We start from the raw sequence: 17,982 nt of genomic DNA, 5'->3' as shown, positions 1-17,982 counted from the left end.
CCGGCGGTCGCGGAGCGGGGGCCGGATGCCGTCCTAGTGGCTGGTGGTGATGGTGTAGCCGGGGATTTCGCCGTCCTGGATCGCGTGTATCTCGTCGATCATGTCGTTCATGACGGTGTGCTCGTCGAACGGGGCGAGGTGGGTGTCCCAGCCGGGGCCGAGCTGCGCGTCGGCCCACAGGCCGGCCAGGCGCACGTCGGTGTCGGCGGTGAAGCGGTGGCCTTCGGGGGTGGTGAGGGTGAGCATGGTGCCTCCGGGTGAGGGGAGGGGGCCTGTGCGGCCCCCTCCGGTGGGTCACTCGTCGTCGGTGTCGTCGAAGTCCTCGGCGTAGTCCGCCGTGGTGTCCTCGTTCGCGGTGGTGACGATCTGCTCGACCTCGCTGAGTCCGTATCCCCACGCGGCGAGCTGGGTGAAGTAGGCCCGGTCGGTGGGGGAGGGGTGTCGCCAGGTCTGCTTGCTGGTGACGTTCTCGATCGCGCCGAGCACGACCGCGAGGGCGACGTGCTGCGCCTTGCCGGGGGTCTGCTCAACGAGTGCGGCGAGCTTGTCGGCCTCCCAGTACCCGCCGCGGTCGATGCCGAGGAGTTCGTGCGCGAGAGTGTTGCCGTCGCGGGTGGCGAGGCTGACGGCCTGCCGGTGCACGGTCAGCCCCGTGGCGACCACCGCGGCGGCGTCCTTGGGGAGCGTCTTGCGGGACAGGAGGGTGGTGAGCCATTCGCGGCGCACGACCTCGGCGGAGGCCCACGCCTTGTTGTTGGCGATCAGGGTCCGACGTTCAGCCTTCTGCTCGTCGGTCATCGGCCCGGCCGCCGATGCGCCCTCCTTGCGAAATCCGGCCGCCTTGGGGTCACTGAGGTAGTAGACCACCTGGGCGTCGCCGTTCCACGGCACGCGGACGTACGCGGCGCGCCCGTCGACGCTCTCGATGTCCTCGACGTTCACCCGCTCACCGTCCTGGGTGCGCAGCTCGCGGATGTTGGTGTGGCCGGAGTCGCCGTAGTAGACCTCGTGGTCGAGGATCGTGTATCCGCGGGCGGTCAGGTCCGCTTCGGCGTCGGCCTTGACCTTGGCACGGGTTCGCTCGTCGCGGGCGCGCTGGGCGGCGTGGGTGAACTGGGCCGGGTTGCTGGTGGCGACCTCGATCAGTTGTGCCCGTGTGGCGTCGTCGTCGAACTCGATGAGCACCGCGGCCTGGTCGAGGGTCAGCGGGTGCTCGTGGATCGCGGATGCCGCGACCGCGTTTTCGGCCACGGCGAGGGCGGTCTTGACGTCCTTGGGCTTGGTGGCGGTGCGCTTGGCGATCGCGGTGACGCTCATGCCCTCGAACGCGAGTTGCTGGAACGCGGCGGCTCGGTCGCCGTCAGTGAGGGCTTCGCGCTGGTCGTTCTCGACCATCTGCTGGATGATCCGTTCGGCGGTGGCTTCGTCGGCGTCGACGATGTAGACGGGGATCGTCGTCGCGCCTGCTTCTCGGGCCGCGAGGGTGCGTCGCTGTCCTGCACGGACGAGGACGTTGCCGTTCTCGTCGCGTCGGGCGAGCACGGGCGTCAGGACGCCGTTCTCCCGGATGCTCTGTACGAATGCGGCCGTCAGCGGGGCGCTGGGCCTGACGTTGGCCTCGATCACGAGGGCGTGCGGGTCGATGTGCTCGACGGTCCCGGTGTGGGTGGTGGTGTCGGTCATGATCTTCTCTCTCCGATCAACTGTTTTGCCCGCCTGTCTGGCAAGAGGATCGTTTGAGAGCGGGAGCGGCGAGAGTGCGGGTCGTGGAATACCGGACTGAGCGCAGCGAGGGAGGATATGCCGCGAAAGCCCGGCACGGCAGCCGCGGAGCGAACTACGATTCGGCGGCCAGGCAGACGGACAAGGTTGGGGCTGCGCCGCGCAGCGGCTCCTCCACCGAGTGGGCTCGAGCACCCTTCCGCGCTCGAGCGCAGATCTACGCTGTGGCGGTGGACGTCGACGAGGAACTGGATCTCTCTCCGACGTGCGCAGCGTGCCTGGTGCAGCTGGTCCCGGTCGAGTTCGGCCGGCATGTGGCGTGGGAGTGCCCCGGGTGCCGGCTGGTGCGGATCGGGTGATTCAGGCCGCGTCGAGTGCGACGGCGGGGGAGAGCACACCGGCTCGCACGAGATTGAGCGCTTCGCGGTGGTCGCCGCGGCCGTCAGGGCCTCGCGGGTAGCGGGCGTAGTCGGGACGATCGTTCTGAGCGAACAGGGCGACACCGCTGGAAGCTCGTCGACCGCGGCGCTTCTTGTTGGGCTTGCGCATCCAGGTCAGCTCGGCGTTCCACCACTCCCAGCGACCGCGCTCGGCGCCGTACCGGGTACGGCGGTGATCGAGGTAGCCGGCGACGTCGAGCTCGTCGGCGGCCCGGTCGAGGGCCGTGTCGTCGCCTCGGCTCCAGCCGGGACCGCCACGGCGTGCGAGACGATGGGACCGGAGGCGGTGCAGCGCGGTCCGCACGCGGGCGCCGTCCAGACCAGTTCGCTGCACCAGGTCGTCGACGGTCGAATGCGCGTCGACCGCAAGGTGCTTGAACACCAGTCCCGTAGTGCGGCCCAGGCTGCGCGGTGCAGCGAACGTGTCGTGCGCGAGCGGTTGGAGCTCGCGGCTGAGTCGTGTCGTCCAGTAGGTGCGGTTGAGGGGGAGGGTGGGAGCCTGGGGGCGTGCAGGCACTTGTGTCCGGTCCCGGTCGTCTGAGCCTGTGGAGAACCGCTGGGAGAGTCGGTAGCGCTGCCCGTGGGGGGCCTCGGGTTCCCCGACGCGGACGATCCAGGCCGACTCGGGGTCCTCGTCGACGAGGGGCCGGGTGAGGGTCTGGAGCGCGGTGTGGACGGTGGTGCGTCCGTAGCCGGTGTCGGCCGAGAGGCGGCGCACGTCGGCTTCGACGACGAGCTGCGCCGATTGGGCGATGTAGAGGCAGAGGGCGTCGAGGACGGCACGGGTGCTGTGCGTCCCTGTGCTGCGCCGTGCGGCCGATGACGCCCGGTCCGCCCCCCACAGGCCTGGCATGGCGTTCGCGCGCTCCTGGGCGCGTTCTACGGCCGCCAGGGCGGTGTTCGAGCGGGCGGCGTAGTTGGTGTCGTCGCCGGTGCCATTGAGAGGGTGCGCGGCGACGTAGCGGACGGCGTTGTTCCATGCGGCGTCGAGGGCGCGGATGCGGCCGCGTTCGGTGCGGGGGATGCGGTCGCCGCCGTGCCGGCCGCGGAGGGTGCGCACGTGTTCGAACGCGGGCTCGTCGACGACGGCGAGGACGTCGGCGTAGCGCCAGCGGGAGTGTGCGCAGCCGGCGAGAACGGCTGCGAGGGTGTAGGAGGTGTCCTCTCCCGGCTCGGTGTGGAGCATCGCGTCCACGCGGGGAGTGAGCGGGCGTTTCGGGCCCGCAATGTAGGGGTGGCCGTCGTCGTCGACGGTCATGCCTCGGAGGAGGCCGAGGGTCGGGGAGGGGAGTTCGGCGCCGGCGTCGATGAGGAACGCGGTGAGGTCGGTGATCGCGTCGGCGGGGACGGTGCAGTTGGTGAGGGCTGTGAGCGGCCCTTGGGCCACGGATACACCGCCGAGGCGGTGGGGGGCCCCGGGCGGCCTCACACAGCCCGTGGCCGGGTTGGCCAGGGGAGTGGGGTCGAGCGAGGGGAGCAGCTGCGCGGTGAGCAGCGCGAGAGTGCGTACGAGGTCGGCGTCGGCGGATTCGGCCAGGCCGATCCAGACGTGTCGGCCGCCGGTGGGGCCGGACGCGCACACCAGGTGCGCGATGTTGAGCTCATCGAGCCAGTGGGAGAGGCGGGCGGCGTCGTAGGGGGCGTTGCCGCGGGAGCTGTCGAAGTCGAAGCAGACGTATGCGTAGCGTCGGTCGTCGCCGGCGAGATACATCGCCCAGGGCGTGTGCGGGGGGAGCTCGTTGATCGACCACTCGTGGTCGTACTCGTTCAGGATCTCGCCGGACGCAAGCTGCGCGGCCGCGCGAACGCGATCGCGCGGGCTCAGGGCACGCGTGAGGGCCCACGCGACGGCCGCATCGAAGTCCGACACGCGGGTATCTGCGACAGAAAGCCTGGCGCTAGCGCTAGTGCTTGGTATAGTCAGTCGCAACTCCTTCTGGGAACGACGAAGCCTCCGGCTTCACCGGCTCGGATGGTGTTACTTAGCTCGAAGTCACATGTTTGGCGACGAGGGACTCAGAGCTACGAATCCTTGAGGAGCCCGCCGGTAACGGCGGGCTCTTTCGTTTAAGCGGCAGCTGTGCTGGCCTCCTGGGGGATGTCGAGCTGATTCGCGCGGTCACGCGAGGGACGGTCAACGAGCGGCATAGACCCGTTTTCGTCGACGAGCTTGTTGATGAGGGCTTCCAAGTAGTACGACATGGTGACGCCAGAGGCTTCAGCGGCCTCCCGGACGTCATCACGCGCGGTTGGCGACACGCGGCCCTGGAGGAGGACGGTGGGCGCGTCATTGGCGCGCCGTGCGCGCCGCCCGAAATCACTCATGGCCCCATCCTGGCGAGAGTATGCATAATGCTCGGGTACCGCGGCGGCGTGTCGATCAGTTTCGCTGGGGTGCTAGGACGAAAGGCGCTGGTTGCTGCATTCGTCCAGTCGTTCGCGTAGCTGCCACTTGTGGACGATCCAGCGGCCTCCGACGAAGGAGCCGGGGATGTGGCCCTGTTCGAGCCAGATGTAGATGGTGCCCTTGTACTTGACCCGGAACAGCTGCATGAGGTCGCGGTAGTTGAGTTCGTCGGGGTAGCCGGCGAGCACATCGACGGGCTCGCTGGGGCGGGGGCGGTTGCTCGTCGCGGCGAGCCAGGCGCGTATCTCGGCTTTGAAGATGATCCAGGAGTCAGCGATCCGGTGTCCGGGGATCGTGCCGTCGCGCAGGCGCGCTCGGACGGCTGGCGCACCGGTGCGGATGATCTTGGCCACGTCGGCGGTGGTCAGCGTGTCGGGGTACTGCGACCAGTAGTCCTCTTCGCTCACCGGCTCGGGGGTTTCATGTGGGCTCCGTTCGGGTTCGGAGTGTTTCCTAGCTGAGTCACCTAGTGAAGCGGCGCGGCCAGGTGAGGTGACGCTCTCAGTATCGCGCGGGTTGTCGGTCATCTGGGGGACACCTCCTGGTCATCGTTGACGAGGGAGACGGTGAGGCGGACGTCACCGATCACGGCGATGTCCTGGTCGTGCAGCTGGAGCGGCTGCCACGGCGTGAGCTCCAGCGCCGCGGTGCCGGGTCGTTCGATGGTGGTTCCGTTGGAGGAGGCGCGGTCGGTGGCCCAGAGGGCGCCGTCGTGCCATTCGATGCGTAGGTGGGTGCGGGAGAGCATCCGGGACTCGTCGTTGACGCTGACGAGCAGGTCGACGTCCTCGCCGTCGTCGGCGGCGGGTCGTCGGCCGATCAGGGCGGCGCCGCTGACGTGGGCGACGTCGCCCGTGCTGAATCGGAGGGTCGCGGTCGGTGCGGCCGGCCGCCGTGGTGTCGGCCGTTGAGCGAGGCGTGTGTGCTCGAGGTCGGGGTCGACAGGTGTCGGCGGTGCCGCGATCGGCTCGGCCGGTCGCGGTGGCGGCTGGTAGACGGCTGGAGCGGGCGGGGTGATCGGCGGTGGGCCGATCACCCCTCGACCTGTGGCAGCTGCGGTCGCGGGCACGGTGACGGCCTGCTTGCGCGGCCGCCGGGCCTTCTCGGCCGCCTCCTCGGCCAGGTCGGTGACGGTCCCGTTGGGGTGCACGGCGACGAGCCACTTTCCGTCCGGGTCGGTGATCTGCATGCGCAGCGGCCGGTGCAGCTCGGCCGCGACCGCCGTGGCGTACTCGGTGACCGCGCGGCGGGTGATGTCGCTGGGGGCGGCGTCGAAGTGCTCGTGTCGGCCCGCGACGTTGACGTGGGCGCTGCCGTTCGGTGCGACGTCGACGTACACGACGGGGTAGGCGGGGACCGGTGCGCTCATCAGGGCCTCCGGCAGGATTCGGGCTGGCAGAGCACCATGCCGAAGGCTTGGTAGAACTCCTCGGGGTTCACGAAGCCGTAGGACGTCGGGGGGCCGCCGAGGTCCTCGCCGGCCTTGAGGCTGGCGATCGCGGGGTCGGTGGTGCCCTCCTTGTTGATGCGCAGGTCGAGGTGGCATCCGCCGGATGGTCCCTCGTTGCCGGTGAGCGCGATCGGTTGGCCGGCGGTCACGGTGTCGCCTACGGCGACGGAGATGTCGGAGAGCTTCATGTGGAGGTAGGACGCGCTCCAGCCATCTGGCGATTTGATCGTGAGCTGGATGCCTCCGATGTAGGTCACGGTGCCGTCGCTGATGGAGTAGATCTGGTCCTTGCAGTTGTTGGGCCAGTGCTGGAGATCGACAGCGGGGTGCCAGGTCGAGGCGCCCGGGATGTCGATTACGCGGGGCCCATAGTCGTCGGTCATGTTGAAGCCGGGTCCGAGCGGGTAGACGATGCTGCCGTTGCCGGCGCATCCGCCGCCGCTGGCGGCGTCGCCGGCGATCGCGGTGACGACCTGGTTCGCGGCGTCGAAGAACTTCTCGTAGTGGTACGGGTCGGCGTTGCGCTGCACCTTGTGAGCGGCGATGGTGGGTTCGAGGGTCTGCCAGTCGGGGAGCGCGGCGAGGCGGGTGAAGAACTGCGTGGCGGCGTAGGTGGGGTCCATCACCTGGTCGCGGGTGCCCCAGCTGCCGAGGCACCACTGCTGCTGGAACAGCCCGAGGGAGCACGTGGGGGTGCCGTCCGGGTTGGTGACGCCGTTGATGTCGTCGCCGTAGCCGATGTTGCGCAGCGAGCTCTCGCCCATCGCGGTCATCACGCCGATGACCTGCGCCTGCCGGTCGAGGCCGAGGGGGACGGCCGCGTTCATGATGAGCGCGGCGTTGGTGAGTTGTTCACCGGAGTAGCCGGCCACGGGCTCGGTGGGCACTTTCGTGGGGTCGACGGTTCCGGCGTCGCCGCTGCATGCGGCGGCCGAGCCGCCCGCGGTCATGAACAGGAGCACGAGGGCGAAGATGCTGGCGACGACGACGAGCGGCGTTGCCACGATGAGCACGCCGGCAGTCGACTTTCCTTCTGCCATGCCGCTATCCCTCTGCGGGGCGGATCCGATCGGCCAGCCATGCCGCGTCCGGGCTGGGGCGGCTCAGGCTGACGTTGTACGGGCCGGCGTCGGTGGGTACTTGGACGATCAGCGCGACCTCCGTCGACGCGGGCAGGATCGTGCCTGCGCCGGTGACCTGGCGCACCGGGACCCGGGCGGGGTCGGTGTCCTCATAGGCGGCGGCACCCGTCTGGGTGAGGTACGGGTAGAGGCCGTTGATCCACTCGTTGTAGCTGAGGTCGGGGCGGGCGAACGCCGCGACGGCCTTCTCGGCGGTGTCCATCGCGGCTGCCTGGCTGTCTGTGCCGGCCTCCGGCACGGGGTCGGCGGTGGCGTTGTCGACGGGAGGCGTGGGGTTGGCGGGGTTGGTGGAGGCGGCGGTCGGTGAGCTGCTGGGCGCGGGCGTCCCTGGCCCGTCGGCGGTGCCGACGCATCCGGCGAGGGTGAGCGCTGTCAGGAGCGGCACGAGGGCCGCGGCGGCGCGGTTCACAGCCCGTCCGCTACGGTCGCGGTCACTTGCAGCCATGCCTCGCGGGTTTCGGCGCTGAGGGCGTCGAAGTTGAGCGTGCCGCCGTCGACGAGGGCGGGATCGTGCGGGACGTCGAGGACGGCGCGCGTGAGGCTGTTGAAGTGGCTGTGGAGGCGATCGTGCAGCTGCGGGTCTGCCACTTTGGCCGGAGACGCGAGCACGGTGACGGCCTGGCGGACCTTGGCCTCGTGGCCCTTCTCGGTGAGCCCGTCGACGAGCCAGGCGGCGGATGCCGCCGTGTCCTCGCGGACGGTGGAGACGATGACGAGCTGGTCGGCTGCGGCGACGGCCGCTTCCCAGTTGGAGGCGCGCATATTGTTGCCGGTGTCGACGACGATCACCCGGTAGAACCGGCTGAGGGTCGCGTGCAGCTCGTTGAACGCTGCCGCGTCGATGGTGCTCGAGGCGGCCGCGTCCTCGTCGGATGCGAGCACGTCGAACTGCGTCGACCCTTGCAGGCGCGTGTAGTTGTCGAGGTCCCCGACGCGGGCGTTGCGGACGTCGTTGAAGCGGTCGAGGTCGCGGAGCAGATCGACCGCGGTGTTCTGATGCCGCGCGGGCTGCGCTCTCCATCCGAGCGTGCCGCGCGTCTCGTTGTTGTCCCAGGCCAGGGTGGAGCCGCCGCGGTGGGTGCCGAAGGTGGCGGCGAGCAGGAGGGTGGCGGTGGTCTTGTGGGCGCCGCCCTTCGGGTTGATGACGACGACGGTTCGAGGTCCGCGGAGGGACCGCTGTACGCGCTCGATCGCGGAGCGGTGGGCGAGCTCGAACTCGCTCGGGCGGGGCGAGACGAGGCCGGCGGTGAGACGGCGCACCACGGCCTGCCAGCCCATCGTGGCGGGCCCGACTGGTGCGGGTGGCCTGGACTTCAGAAAGTCGTCGAGGGTGGGGCGCTTCGCCTCCGCGCGGGTCATCGGCGCCGCTGGCGCTGAGGCGGGCGGTTCGTCGACGGCCGGCGTCGCGGGGGCGGCGACGGCGGATGCTTCATCCAAGAGGGTGAGAGCTTCCATCCGGCCGTCCGGGTGGACGGCGAACTGCTGTTCGCCCAGCGAGTCGCGCGTCGTGAGCCTGACGGGGCGCTGCAGCTCGATCGCGGTGGCGGTGACGAGAGCGTGGATCTCCTTGCGGACGGCTTGCTCGTCGACGCCCTCGACGGGCGTCGTGCGGCCGTCGATGCTGACTGTCCCGCCGGTGGGTGTGTCCACCACGGCCACGATTCGGGGGTACGTCGCCACGGGGTCAGTCATGGTGTGCCTCTCTCGTATGTGTGAGGTGGGCGGTTTCCGCGGTCTCAACGTATCGCGATTCCGGGGGGTTTGAAATGATAATCGACGGTTCTTGAGCGTTCTGGGTAGGATTACGTCGCAAGCGGCGTTCCTCCACAGGGGGGTCACAAAGCTAACCGGATGACGGAGGCCGAGTTGAGGATGGGTTTAGTCCTATGCAGAGCGGAGCGAGCATGACGAACGCGAACCCCTGGCTTACCGGTCCGGATCGAGCACCGGATCCTGAGCCTGAGGCCGTTCTTCCCGCGACGCGCCGGCAGGCTCGCACCGGCCCGGCAACGCCTCAGCCGGGCGTTCCGACACCGGACACGGCGGATCGTCTGCCGCGATGGTCGCAGGCCTGGCCGGCGACGGTGTGGTGGCTCGGGGTGCACGGCGGTGCCGGCGAGTCGACCCTGGCTTCGCTCGCGGCCGGGAGTCGTCCGGCGCAGCACGGCTGGCCGATGCCTGAGACTCCTGGCACCTCCAGCCGTGTCGCGCTCGTGGCTCGCACGAACTGGTCTGGCCTCACCGCGGCGCAGCGCGCGGCGACTGAGTGGGCCTCGGGTGTGCTGGGCGACGCCGTGCAGCTGGTCGGCCTGGTCCTCATCGCGGATGCGCCTGGTCGGCTGCCGAAGCCGCTGCGTGACCTGCAACAGGTCATCGCAGGCGGGGTTCCTCGGGTGTGGACGGTGCCGTGGGTCGACGCCTGGCGGCTTGGTCCCGTCGACCTTGCTGCCCCGATCCCGAAAGAGCTCCGTGCACTGCTGGCGGATCTGCAACTGTCTCCGAGCGGCCTCGCTCACAACTGAAAGGACGAACCATGTCGCTCCAGCTCCTTGCAGCCGAAGCCGTCAACGTGCTCACCGCACTGCCTGACCCCGATCCGGTCGCCCCTCCTGGATTCGAGGCGGTCGGGACGATCCTCGGCTGGGCGAAGTGGGTAGGTCTTATCGCCGCGATCCTTGCGCTGATCGCTGTGGCGGTCATGTTCATGTTCAACTCTCGCCGCGGCGAGGGCGGCGAGCACGTCAAGACGTTCGTGGCCATCCTCGTCGGCGTCATGGTGATCGGCGCCGCCACAGCTCTCGTCGGATTCATCTCCGGCTCGTAATTCCGCGAGGAGGGACGGACCTATGAGCACCGCTGAGTCGCCAAGCCCCTTCCGCAGGCGGGGTTTCGTCGTCGCCGCGATCGTCGTTGGGGCGATCGTTCTCGCTGCGATCATCGTCCTCGTCACGCCCCTCTTGCGTGGGGGCGACAACAACGCGGACCCGATGCCGGCGCCCACCACCTCGTCGTCGGCCGACCCGAGCGCGGCCGATCCGAGTGTGTGCGGCCTGGAGGGCTTCGAGGAGACAAGCTCTCTCACGACGCCGCCGTCGAACGAGTGGGAGCTCGTCGGAACTATGGCCGCTCCGGTCGACGCGGCGTCCGGTCCCGGAGACGTCGACTCTGCCGGCTTCCGCTCCTGTTTCGCCCACACCGCCGAGGGGGCGCTCTTCGCAGCCGTCAACTTCGTGGCCACCGGCACCGACGCTACGCTCGGGCCGCGCCTCGTCGAGCTTGTCGCTCCTGGGCCTGGGCGTGACGTGCTAGAAGGTCAGTCCTCGGACGGAAACACGTCGAATCTGCGGGCTCAGGTCGCGGGTTACAACATCGCGGCCTATTCGGCGGACAACGCCACCGTCGACCTTGCCCTCAACTACTCCAGCGGCCAGCTCGTAAGCGTCCCGCTCAAGCTCGTCTGGGCGGAGGGGGACTGGAAGGTCGAAATGACCTCTGCGGGAGAGCTCCCGTTGTCTCCTGCAGAAATCCAAAACCTCGGGGGTTACACGCCCTGGTCCGGAGCTTGAGCATGGCCACACAGCCTGACTGCGAGTGGTGGGACCTCGTGTGCAAGGGCGGCAACGCCATTGGCGATGTCGTGTCGCAGGCGTCGAATGATGCGATTCAAGAGCTGACGAATCGCGTCATGGAGGGCTTCGGTAAGGCGATCGCGAGCATGGGGAGCATGTGGGTCGCGGTGCCCACCCCTATCCTGACCGCGGGTGACGGGTCGACTACGGGCGGCGGTACGCCGCCGGGCAGCGAGGCGTTCACCACGATCCTCAACTACGTCACCTACATCGGCCTGGCGATCGCCGTCTTGTCGCTGATCGCGCTCGGCGCGCTGGTGGCGTTGCGGATGCGGCGCGGCGAGGGCCTGCGGAACCTCGGCGCGCTCGGTGTGGTGTTCATCGCCGTGATGCTGATTTCCGGGGCGTCAGCGCTGGTGGGCGGCATCCTTAGCTCGAGCGCGCCGGGTGGCTCGTCCTCGGCGGTCGGGTTTCTACAGAATTCGTTGTGGTACTACGTCGGCGGCCTGGCGGTGCTGTCTGTGATTGTCGGCGGCATCCGCATGGCGTGGGAGCAGCGCGCGCAGCCGGGCAAGGATCTGATCCAGTCGCTCTTGACTCTGATCGTCGTCTCGGGTGCGGGTCTGGCGATCCTGACCCTCGCTGTCACCGCCGCCGATTCGTTTTCCGTGTGGGTGTTGAACAACTCCACGGACTGCGACGTGTCCGCTGGCGGGGAGTCGCAGTGCTTCGGCACGAACGTGGCCGCGATGATCGCGCTGAGCACGTCGTCGCCCATTGGGCTGATCGGTGTGCTGATCCTCGGCGCGATCGCGTTGCTGATGGTGTTCGTGCAGGTCGCCCTCATGGTGGTCCGCGGCGGCTTGCTGGTGATCCTGGCTGGTGTGCTCCCGCTGGCGGCGAGCTTCACGAACACGCAGATGGGCAAGCAGTGGTTCGGCCGGATCGTCGGCTGGACCCTCGCGTTCATCCTGTACAAGCCGGCCGCGGCGCTGATCTACGCGGCCGCGTTCCAGCTCGTCGGGACCGATGCGTTCCAGGACGACGGCGGCGGCCTCTGGTCGATCCTGACCGGCATGGCGCTGATGCTCATGGCCCTCATCGCCCTTCCCGCGCTGCTGCGCTTCGTCGCTCCGATGACGAGCGCCGTCGCAGGCGGAGGCATGTCGGGCATGGCTGTGGCCGGCGCCGCGGGCGCGGTGGGCGGTGAGCTGGCTACCGGCGCGATCCGCCGCACGTCCAGCTCCGGCGGCGGTGCGTCGTACGCCGGCGGTGGCGGCGGGTCGACGAGCGCGCCCAGCGGCGCCGGGACCGCGGGAGGCGGCGGCGCTGCCGCCACCGCGGGCCGTGCGGCACCGGTCGGCGCCGGGGCCGGAGCGGGGGCTGCCGCCGGTGGTGCCGCTGCTGGTGGTGGCGCCGCTGCCGGTGGCGCCACCGCCGGTGGTGCCGCCGCGGCCGGGCCTGCCGCGCCGATCGTGCTGGGCGCGAAGATCGCCGGCGACGTCGCGAAGGGCGCGGCGAACACGGCCAAGGGGGCAGTGCAGTCCGCGACAGATGATTCGGCCGGCGGCGGCCCGAGCGGATCGCGGTAGGCGGGGAGGTTCCTTATGACGATCACCACGACGACGGAGGCCGCTGAGAACGCGCCTCGCAGCTACGGCAACTGGACGAAACCCAAGACCGCCGGCCTGCTGGGCCTGAGTGCCCTCGGCACGGCGATCTTGTTCGTCGGTGCCGGGTTCGCGGTGCTGGTCACGATGTTTTCGAACATCGTCAACGGCGTCATCACGGGTGTCATCTTTGGCCTGTTCCTCCTGACGGTGGCGGCGAAGGACAAGCACGGACAGAGCCTGCTGATGCGGGCCACGACGAGGGTGGGATGGATGTTCACGAAAGCGAAGGGCGCAAACCTGTACCGTTCCGGCCCTCTCGGCCGCGCCGAGTGGGGCACGGCGCAGTTGCCGGGCCTGGCTGCGGGGTCCCGCCTGACGGAGTGGCGGGATTCGTACAACCGCCCGTTTGCGCTGGTGCAGGTGCCGGCGACTTCGCACTACACGGTCGTGATCGGCACCGAGCCGGACGGCGCGGCGCTCGTGGACCGGGAGCAGATCGACGCCTGGGTGGCCGAGTGGGGCATGTGGCTGGCGAGCTTGGGCGATGAGCCGGGCATCGAGGCCGTGTCGGTCACGATCGAGACGGCTCCTGACACGGGCACGCGGCTGCGCCGCGAGGTCACGAGCCGTATCGACGAGAACGCGCCCGAGTTCGCCAAGAGGCTCCTGGGCGATCTGGTGGACCGCTACCCGGCCGGGTCGGCCACGATCAAGGCGTACGTCGCGATCACGTTCCACGCCGCGGCCCGCTCGGGCGGCCGCAAACGCACCCCGGACGAGATGGGCCGCGAGCTGGCGTCCCGGCTGCCGGGCATCACGCAGGGCCTCACCGCGACGGGAGCGGGCACCTCGCGGCCGCTGAGCGCTCAACAGCTGTGCGAGGTCATCCGCATCGCTTACGACCCGGCCGCGGCGCGACTGATCGACGAGGCCAACGCGGCGGGTGAGCCGCCGGAGCTGTACTGGCCGGAGGTGGGTCCGACTGCGCATCAGGCCGGGTGGGACACCTACCGGCACGACTCCGCCGTGTCGGTGACGTGGATGATGAGCGGCGCCCCGCGGGGCAACGTGCCCTCGAGCATCCTGTCGCGGCTGCTGGCTCCGCACCGGGACGTGGCCCGCAAGCGGATCACTCTGCTGTACCGGCCGATCGATGCGGCGAAGGCGGCCGCGATCGTCGAGTCGGACGTGCGCGCGGCGAGCTTCAACCTCACCACGTCGAACAAGCCGACCGCTCGGAACATGACCGCCGCCCGCGCCGCTATGGCGACCGCGGCGGAGGAGGCCAGCGGCGCCGGCCTGGTGCAGTTCGGCATGCTGGTCACCGCGACGGTGCTCGATGCCTCGCAGGAGGCCGATGCCCGCGCGGCGATCGACAACCTGTCCGCCACGGCTCGGGTGCGGTTGCGGGTCGTGCACGGCTCCCAGGATTCGGCTTTCGCGGCCGCGCTGCCGCTCGGCCTCGTGCTGCCGAAGCATCTCCAGGTGCCGAACGAGATTAGGGAGCAGCTGTAATGCCGGCGATCGACGAGGCCCGCCGGCGCCGCTCACAGAAGCGCAAGCCCCGCGAGCTGCCCGCTGAGCGTGCCGCTCGGCCGGAGCGGGAGAAGAAGCCGGAGATACGCCGGCCGGGCCCGCGCGGCTGGCTCGGCCGCGGTCGCGGCGAGGCGAACGTCGTCGATCCGGTCGAGGAGTGGCGCGGCACCACCGTGCAGGTGTGCGGACTGCACCCCTTCTCGGTCGGCACGGGCACGCCGATGATCGGCGTGCCGATGGGGCTCCAGCTGTTCACCGGCGCGACGGTGTGCGCCGACCCGATCAGCTGGTTCCAGGACGCCGACCTCATCTCGAACCCGTCCGTGTTCGTGCTCGGCCTGCCCGGCCTGGGCAAGTCGACCTACACCCGGCGCACCGCGGCGGGCCTGGCGGGGCTGGGCACCCTGCCGCTGGTGCTCGGAGACTTGAAGCCCGACTACGTGGACATGATCCGCGCGCTCGGCGGCCAGGTCATCACCCTCGGCCGCGGCCGCGGGCACCTGAATATCCTCGACCCCGGCGAGGCGTTCGAGGCCGCGGAGCGGCTGCGGAAGGCGGGGAGGGAGAAGGAGCGTGCCCAGGTCCTCGCGGACGCCCACGGGCGCCGGCACACGATGGTGGCGGCGCTGTTGACGATCCTCCGCAAGGAGCCGCCCACCGACCGGGAGGAGTCGATCATTGACCGCGCCCTGCGGGTGCTGGACGAGCGGCACGACGGTGTGCCGGTGCTCGGGGATCTGCTGCGCGTGATCCAGGAGGCGCCCCAGGAGGTCCGCGATGTCGCGCTGGACCGTGGGGACGACAACCGCTACAAGGCGATCACCGAGAACCTGGAGGCGTCGCTGATCAGCCTCACTTCCGGCGGCCGGCTCGGGGAGACGTTCGCGCACGCCACAGACGTGCCGATGATGCGGGACCGTCCCGTGGTCTACGACGTCTCCTCGATCGACGACTCCGACACCGACATGCAGGCCGCGATCCTGCTGGCCTGCTGGTCGGCGGGTTTCGGCACCGTGAACGTGGCCAACGCCCTCGCGGATGCCGGGCTGGAGCCGCGACGCCACTACTTCGTGATCCTCGACGAGCTGTGGCGGGCGCTGCGCGCCGGGCGCGGCATGGTCGACCGGGTGGACGCGCTGACCCGCCTGAACCGGCAACGAGGCGTGGGGCTGGCGATGATTTCGCACACCATGAGCGACCTTCTCGCCCTCCCCACCGACGAGGATCGGATGAAGGCCCGCGGTTTCGTCGAACGCGCCGGCATGGTCGTGTGCGGTGGGCTGCCGGGCGCGGAGATGCACATGCTCACCAGCGCTGTGCCGCTCTCCCGTGCCGAACAGGAGCTCCTCACCTCCTGGCAGGACCCCGGCACCTGGGACGCGGGCCCCGGGTCGGAGCCGCCGGGCCGCGGGAAGTTCCTCATCAAGGTCGGCGGGCACCCCGGCATCCCGATCAAGGTCGAGCTGGTCGAGGCCGAACGTGCGATCAACGACACCAACAAGCTCTGGCATGCCACCGCGGCGTTCCCTGACCCGGACGAGTCGAACCCGATGATCGGGCTCGACGATGCCGAGCACGCCGCTCACGAGTTCGCGGTGGAGGTCGACGGGGCCGCTCCCGTCGAGGCGGAGGACGGGGCGGCATGAGCGCCACCAACAAGCGCGGCCAGGGCATCGACGGTTCCACGATCGCGATGCTGGTCGCGGTCGTCGCGGTGCTCGTCCTGCTCGGGAGCGTGTGGGCGGCCGTCGCGCTCGGCTCCCAGCTCGATGGGGTGAACCAGGGGCGCACCGCTGACCCGTTCGAGGTGTTCTTCGGCGTGCTGCGCGGCACGGTGACGTGGCCGGCCTCGGCCACCTGGATTCTCGCGGTGATCGCCGTCGTGGTGGTCGTCCTGGCTGTGCTGATCGGGGTGGCGATCGCGCGAGCTCGTCGACGTCGCAGCATCGTCGACTCCGCCGCCGCCCACATGGGCAAGGGCAAGCAGCTGCGGTCCCTGTCGGCCGCGGGCGCGCGGCAGACGGCGCAGCGGCTCGGCGTGCAGGGCTGGGTCGGTGTGCTCATCGGGATCACCGTGGCGGGCCGTCAGCGGCTCTACGCCTCCCCGGAGGACATGATCACCCTCGTCGCCGGCCCGCGCGTGGGCAAGTCCACGGCGTACGTCATTCCGGCGATCGCGGATGCTCCCGGGGCGGTGCTCACCACGTCGAACAAGCGCGACGTCCTCGACGCGACGAGGGACCTGCGCGCGTGCAAGGGCCGCGTGTGGGCGTTCGATCCGCAGAACATCGCCCTGGAGCCGCCGACCTGGTGGTGGAACCCGCTCTCGTACGTCACCGACGATGTGAAGGCCGCGAAGCTGGCCGCGCACTTCGCGTCCGGTTCCCGCGCCGGCGACAGCCGCGGGGACGCGTACTTCGACAACGCGGGGCAGGATCTTCTCGCCGGCTTCCTGCTGGCGGCCGCGCTCGAGCACCTGCCGATCACCACGGCGTTCACCTGGACCACCGTGCCCGGCGACGACGAGCCGGTGCGCATCCTCCGCCGGCACGGGTACGACCAAATGGCCGACTCCGTGTCGGGGCAGGTCAACGGCGAGTCCCGTCGCCGTGACAGCGTGTACGGCACGGCCGCGCAGATGGCGTCGTGCTTGAAGGTCCGCGCGATCGCGCAGTGGGTCACCCCGCAGGGCAACGCGGACCCGCGGCCGCAGTTCGACCCGCACGGTTTCGTGCGCGGCACCGACACGCTCTACAGCCTCTCCAAGGAGGGCCGCGGCACGGCTGGGCCGTTGGTGACCGCTCTGACGGCGGCCACCGTCGAGGCGGCGGAGGAGTATGCGACCAAGCAGCCGGGCGGCCGTCTCCAGACGCCGCTGCTGGGCGTCCTCGACGAGGCCGCGAACGTGTGCCGTTGGCATGATCTTCCCGACCTGTACAGCCACTACGGGTCCCGCGGGATCGTGCTGATGACCATCCTGCAGTCGTGGTCCCAGGGCGTGCAGGTGTGGGGGCGTGACGGGATGCGGAAGCTGTGGAGTGCGTCGAACGTCGCCGTGTATGGCGGTGGTGTGAAGGAGCCGGAGTTCCTGAACGAGCTGTCGCAGATGATCGGTGACTACGACCGCCGCACGACGTCGACGAGCGTCGGCCGCGGTTCCCGGTCGACGTCGCACGGCATCCAGCGTGAACGGACCCTGGACATTGCCGACCTCGGGGCGCTGCCTCGTGGCCGTGCGGTCGTGTTCGCGTCGGGTGCGCCGGCGACGCTGGTGGAGACGGTGCCGTGGATGAGCGGCCCGCACGCGGCCGCGCTGCGCGCGTCGATCGCGGTGCATGATCCCTCCCAGACGGCCGACGCGCCGGTGGCGCCGACGCCGGCGCCACCGGCGGTGGGCGAGGACGTCTCCGACGAGTGGATCAACACGGCCCGGACGGAGCCGGAGCCGTGAGCGACGCGCTGGACGCTTTCCGCGAGGACGACGAGCCGGATGCCGCCGTCGACGAGGCTCCTGAGCTGGTCTACGGCTCCGTCGACGAGTTCGTGCGCGAGTACCTGCGGCACATGTACACCCGCCCCGTGGGGGGCGGTAACGCCCGCTACCGGTGGGCAGCCGAATGGTGGCGGTTCCCGGAGGCGGTGGCCCGGATCGAGGGCCTGTGGCGCGCGTGGGAGCATCTGCGGCAGGACCCCGCGAACGGATCGAGCACCTGGTGGGCCGAACACGCCGATCACCACATGCCGATCCTGCTGAGCCCGGATGGGCCATTCGCCCGGTCGACGGACTCGTGCGATCCCGGCGAGCCGCTGCCGTACACGGCACCCCCGGCGGGCTGGTTCCCGGACATGCGGGGGTAGATCCCCGCTCTTCTTCTCTCCCCACCCCGTATTCGGCTGATTGTGGCCCCTCGGTGGCGGGGTCAAGGGTGCCCGGTCGGGCATCGCGCAGCGACGCTCCGCGCCCTTGACCCCGCCAGCGGACGGGGCTGGATCATCAGCTATCGGGTGGGGCGAGGAGGTTCTGGATGCGAGAAGTGCCGCTGGTGTGATCCTCGGCGCGACTTGGTGATAGTGAGTTCCCCGCGCTGCATGCCACGCCGCCG

At 70.0% G+C, this 17,982-nt stretch carries 18 protein-coding genes; 9 read left to right on the top strand and 9 right to left on the bottom strand.

Annotated elements, in window-relative coordinates:
- Nucleotides 1-33 precede the first annotated feature (33 nt).
- Both HDC37_RS16485 and HDC37_RS16480 read right to left on the bottom strand, forming a co-directional pair.
- Entirely contained in the window at nt 34-246 is a 213-nt protein-coding gene (locus HDC37_RS16485; protein ID WP_179561480.1) for a hypothetical protein, read from the bottom strand.
- Nucleotides 247-294: 48 nt separating this feature from the next.
- Nucleotides 295-1,683: a ParB/RepB/Spo0J family partition protein gene (locus tag HDC37_RS16480; RefSeq protein ID WP_179561479.1), complete on the bottom strand. Its 1,389-nt coding sequence runs from the start codon at nt 1,681-1,683 to the stop codon at nt 295-297.
- Between the two features lie 269 nt (nt 1,684-1,952).
- Here HDC37_RS16480 and HDC37_RS17345 point away from each other — a divergent pair, with 269 nt between their 5' ends.
- On the top strand, nt 1,953-2,081 hold the full coding sequence (locus tag HDC37_RS17345) for a hypothetical protein (RefSeq protein ID WP_257021587.1): 129 nt from the start codon (nt 1,953-1,955) through the stop codon (nt 2,079-2,081).
- 1 nt (nt 2,082) lies between these two features.
- Here HDC37_RS17345 and HDC37_RS16475 read toward each other — a convergent pair whose 3' ends face one another.
- The 7 genes from HDC37_RS16475 to HDC37_RS16445 form a co-directional block, all read right to left on the bottom strand.
- A complete protein-coding gene (locus tag HDC37_RS16475; protein WP_179561478.1) occupies nt 2,083-4,032 on the bottom strand; it encodes a hypothetical protein in 1,950 nt (649 codons plus the stop codon).
- A 197-nt stretch (nt 4,033-4,229) separates the two neighbouring features.
- Complete coding sequence (locus HDC37_RS16470) at nt 4,230-4,487, bottom strand: hypothetical protein (protein ID WP_179561477.1); 258 nt, start codon at nt 4,485-4,487, stop codon at nt 4,230-4,232.
- A 72-nt stretch (nt 4,488-4,559) separates the two neighbouring features.
- Complete coding sequence (locus tag HDC37_RS16465) at nt 4,560-4,976, bottom strand: helix-turn-helix domain-containing protein (protein WP_179561476.1); 417 nt, start codon at nt 4,974-4,976, stop codon at nt 4,560-4,562.
- A 116-nt stretch (nt 4,977-5,092) separates the two neighbouring features.
- Nucleotides 5,093-5,938, bottom strand: coding sequence for an FHA domain-containing protein (locus HDC37_RS16460; protein ID WP_179561475.1), 846 nt, complete (start codon nt 5,936-5,938; stop codon nt 5,093-5,095).
- Complete coding sequence (locus tag HDC37_RS16455) at nt 5,938-7,059, bottom strand: M23 family metallopeptidase (protein WP_179561474.1); 1,122 nt, start codon at nt 7,057-7,059, stop codon at nt 5,938-5,940. Before HDC37_RS16455 ends, HDC37_RS16460 begins: the two co-directional genes overlap by 1 nt.
- A 4-nt stretch (nt 7,060-7,063) precedes the next feature.
- Nucleotides 7,064-7,570 (bottom strand): hypothetical protein, encoded by a 507-nt coding sequence (locus HDC37_RS16450; protein WP_179561473.1) that lies wholly within the window; start codon nt 7,568-7,570, stop codon nt 7,064-7,066.
- Entirely contained in the window at nt 7,567-8,853 is a 1,287-nt protein-coding gene (locus tag HDC37_RS16445; RefSeq protein ID WP_179561472.1) for a cobalamin biosynthesis protein CobQ, read from the bottom strand. The genes HDC37_RS16450 and HDC37_RS16445 overlap by 4 nt, the downstream gene beginning before the upstream one ends.
- 194 nt (nt 8,854-9,047) lie before the next feature.
- Between HDC37_RS16445 and HDC37_RS17455 the strand changes: the two genes are divergently transcribed.
- Genes HDC37_RS17455 through HDC37_RS16405 form a run of 8 tightly spaced genes read left to right on the top strand, consistent with a single transcriptional unit; the run spans nt 9,048 to nt 17,737 of the window.
- Nucleotides 9,048-9,683, top strand: a complete 636-nt coding sequence (locus HDC37_RS17455; protein WP_306457580.1) for a DUF6668 family protein — start codon at nt 9,048-9,050, stop codon at nt 9,681-9,683.
- A gap of 11 nt (nt 9,684-9,694) precedes the next feature.
- Nucleotides 9,695-9,985: a TrbC/VirB2 family protein gene (locus HDC37_RS16435; RefSeq protein ID WP_179561470.1), complete on the top strand. Its 291-nt coding sequence runs from the start codon at nt 9,695-9,697 to the stop codon at nt 9,983-9,985.
- A gap of 22 nt (nt 9,986-10,007) precedes the next feature.
- Nucleotides 10,008-10,727, top strand: a complete 720-nt coding sequence (locus tag HDC37_RS16430) for a hypothetical protein (RefSeq protein WP_179561469.1) — start codon at nt 10,008-10,010, stop codon at nt 10,725-10,727.
- Between the two features lie 2 nt (nt 10,728-10,729).
- The gene (locus tag HDC37_RS16425) at nt 10,730-12,322 is read left to right on the top strand and encodes a hypothetical protein (protein WP_179561468.1); all 1,593 of its coding nucleotides are present in this window, start codon (nt 10,730-10,732) and stop codon (nt 12,320-12,322) included.
- Nucleotides 12,323-12,337: 15 nt separating this feature from the next.
- Complete coding sequence (locus HDC37_RS16420; RefSeq protein WP_179561467.1) at nt 12,338-13,858, top strand: SCO6880 family protein; 1,521 nt, start codon at nt 12,338-12,340, stop codon at nt 13,856-13,858.
- A complete protein-coding gene (locus tag HDC37_RS16415) occupies nt 13,858-15,525 on the top strand; it encodes an ATP/GTP-binding protein (protein WP_039711045.1) in 1,668 nt (555 codons plus the stop codon). The genes HDC37_RS16420 and HDC37_RS16415 overlap by 1 nt, the downstream gene beginning before the upstream one ends.
- The gene (locus tag HDC37_RS16410) at nt 15,522-17,330 is read left to right on the top strand and encodes a type IV secretory system conjugative DNA transfer family protein (protein ID WP_179561466.1); all 1,809 of its coding nucleotides are present in this window, start codon (nt 15,522-15,524) and stop codon (nt 17,328-17,330) included. Before HDC37_RS16415 ends, HDC37_RS16410 begins: the two co-directional genes overlap by 4 nt.
- Nucleotides 17,327-17,737, top strand: coding sequence for a DUF4913 domain-containing protein (locus HDC37_RS16405; protein ID WP_308472257.1), 411 nt, complete (start codon nt 17,327-17,329; stop codon nt 17,735-17,737). The genes HDC37_RS16410 and HDC37_RS16405 overlap by 4 nt, the downstream gene beginning before the upstream one ends.
- The last annotated feature ends 245 nt before the right edge of the window (nt 17,738-17,982 follow it).

It is taken from the genome of Microbacterium sp. AK009, assembly GCF_013410955.1.
In the GTDB taxonomy this organism is placed as follows: Bacteria; Actinomycetota; Actinomycetes; order Actinomycetales; family Microbacteriaceae; genus Microbacterium.
Note: the sequence above shows the minus strand (reverse complement) of the source record. Positions and strands in the feature narration are given on the sequence as shown.

Excerpts from the sequence above, each read along its gene's own strand:
- HDC37_RS16420 (WP_179561467.1), top strand. The coding sequence starts at position 12,338 with ATGACGATCACCACGACGACGGAGGCCGCTGAGAACGCGCCTCGCAGC.
- HDC37_RS16435 (WP_179561470.1), top strand. The coding sequence starts at position 9,695 with ATGTCGCTCCAGCTCCTTGCAGCCGAAGCCGTCAACGTGCTCACCGCA.
- HDC37_RS16480 (WP_179561479.1), bottom strand. The coding sequence starts at position 1,683 with ATGACCGACACCACCACCCACACCGGGACCGTCGAGCACATCGACCCG.
- HDC37_RS16430 (WP_179561469.1), top strand. The coding sequence starts at position 10,008 with ATGAGCACCGCTGAGTCGCCAAGCCCCTTCCGCAGGCGGGGTTTCGTC.
- HDC37_RS16460 (WP_179561475.1), bottom strand. The coding sequence starts at position 5,938 with ATGAGCGCACCGGTCCCCGCCTACCCCGTCGTGTACGTCGACGTCGCA.
- HDC37_RS16425 (WP_179561468.1), top strand. The coding sequence starts at position 10,730 with ATGGCCACACAGCCTGACTGCGAGTGGTGGGACCTCGTGTGCAAGGGC.
- HDC37_RS16410 (WP_179561466.1), top strand. The coding sequence starts at position 15,522 with ATGAGCGCCACCAACAAGCGCGGCCAGGGCATCGACGGTTCCACGATC.
- HDC37_RS16455 (WP_179561474.1), bottom strand. The coding sequence starts at position 7,059 with ATGGCAGAAGGAAAGTCGACTGCCGGCGTGCTCATCGTGGCAACGCCG.
- HDC37_RS16445 (WP_179561472.1), bottom strand. The coding sequence starts at position 8,853 with ATGACTGACCCCGTGGCGACGTACCCCCGAATCGTGGCCGTGGTGGAC.
- HDC37_RS16415 (WP_039711045.1), top strand. The coding sequence starts at position 13,858 with ATGCCGGCGATCGACGAGGCCCGCCGGCGCCGCTCACAGAAGCGCAAG.
- HDC37_RS17455 (WP_306457580.1), top strand. The coding sequence starts at position 9,048 with ATGCAGAGCGGAGCGAGCATGACGAACGCGAACCCCTGGCTTACCGGT.
- HDC37_RS16485 (WP_179561480.1), bottom strand. The coding sequence starts at position 246 with ATGCTCACCCTCACCACCCCCGAAGGCCACCGCTTCACCGCCGACACC.
- HDC37_RS16470 (WP_179561477.1), bottom strand. The coding sequence starts at position 4,487 with ATGAGTGATTTCGGGCGGCGCGCACGGCGCGCCAATGACGCGCCCACC.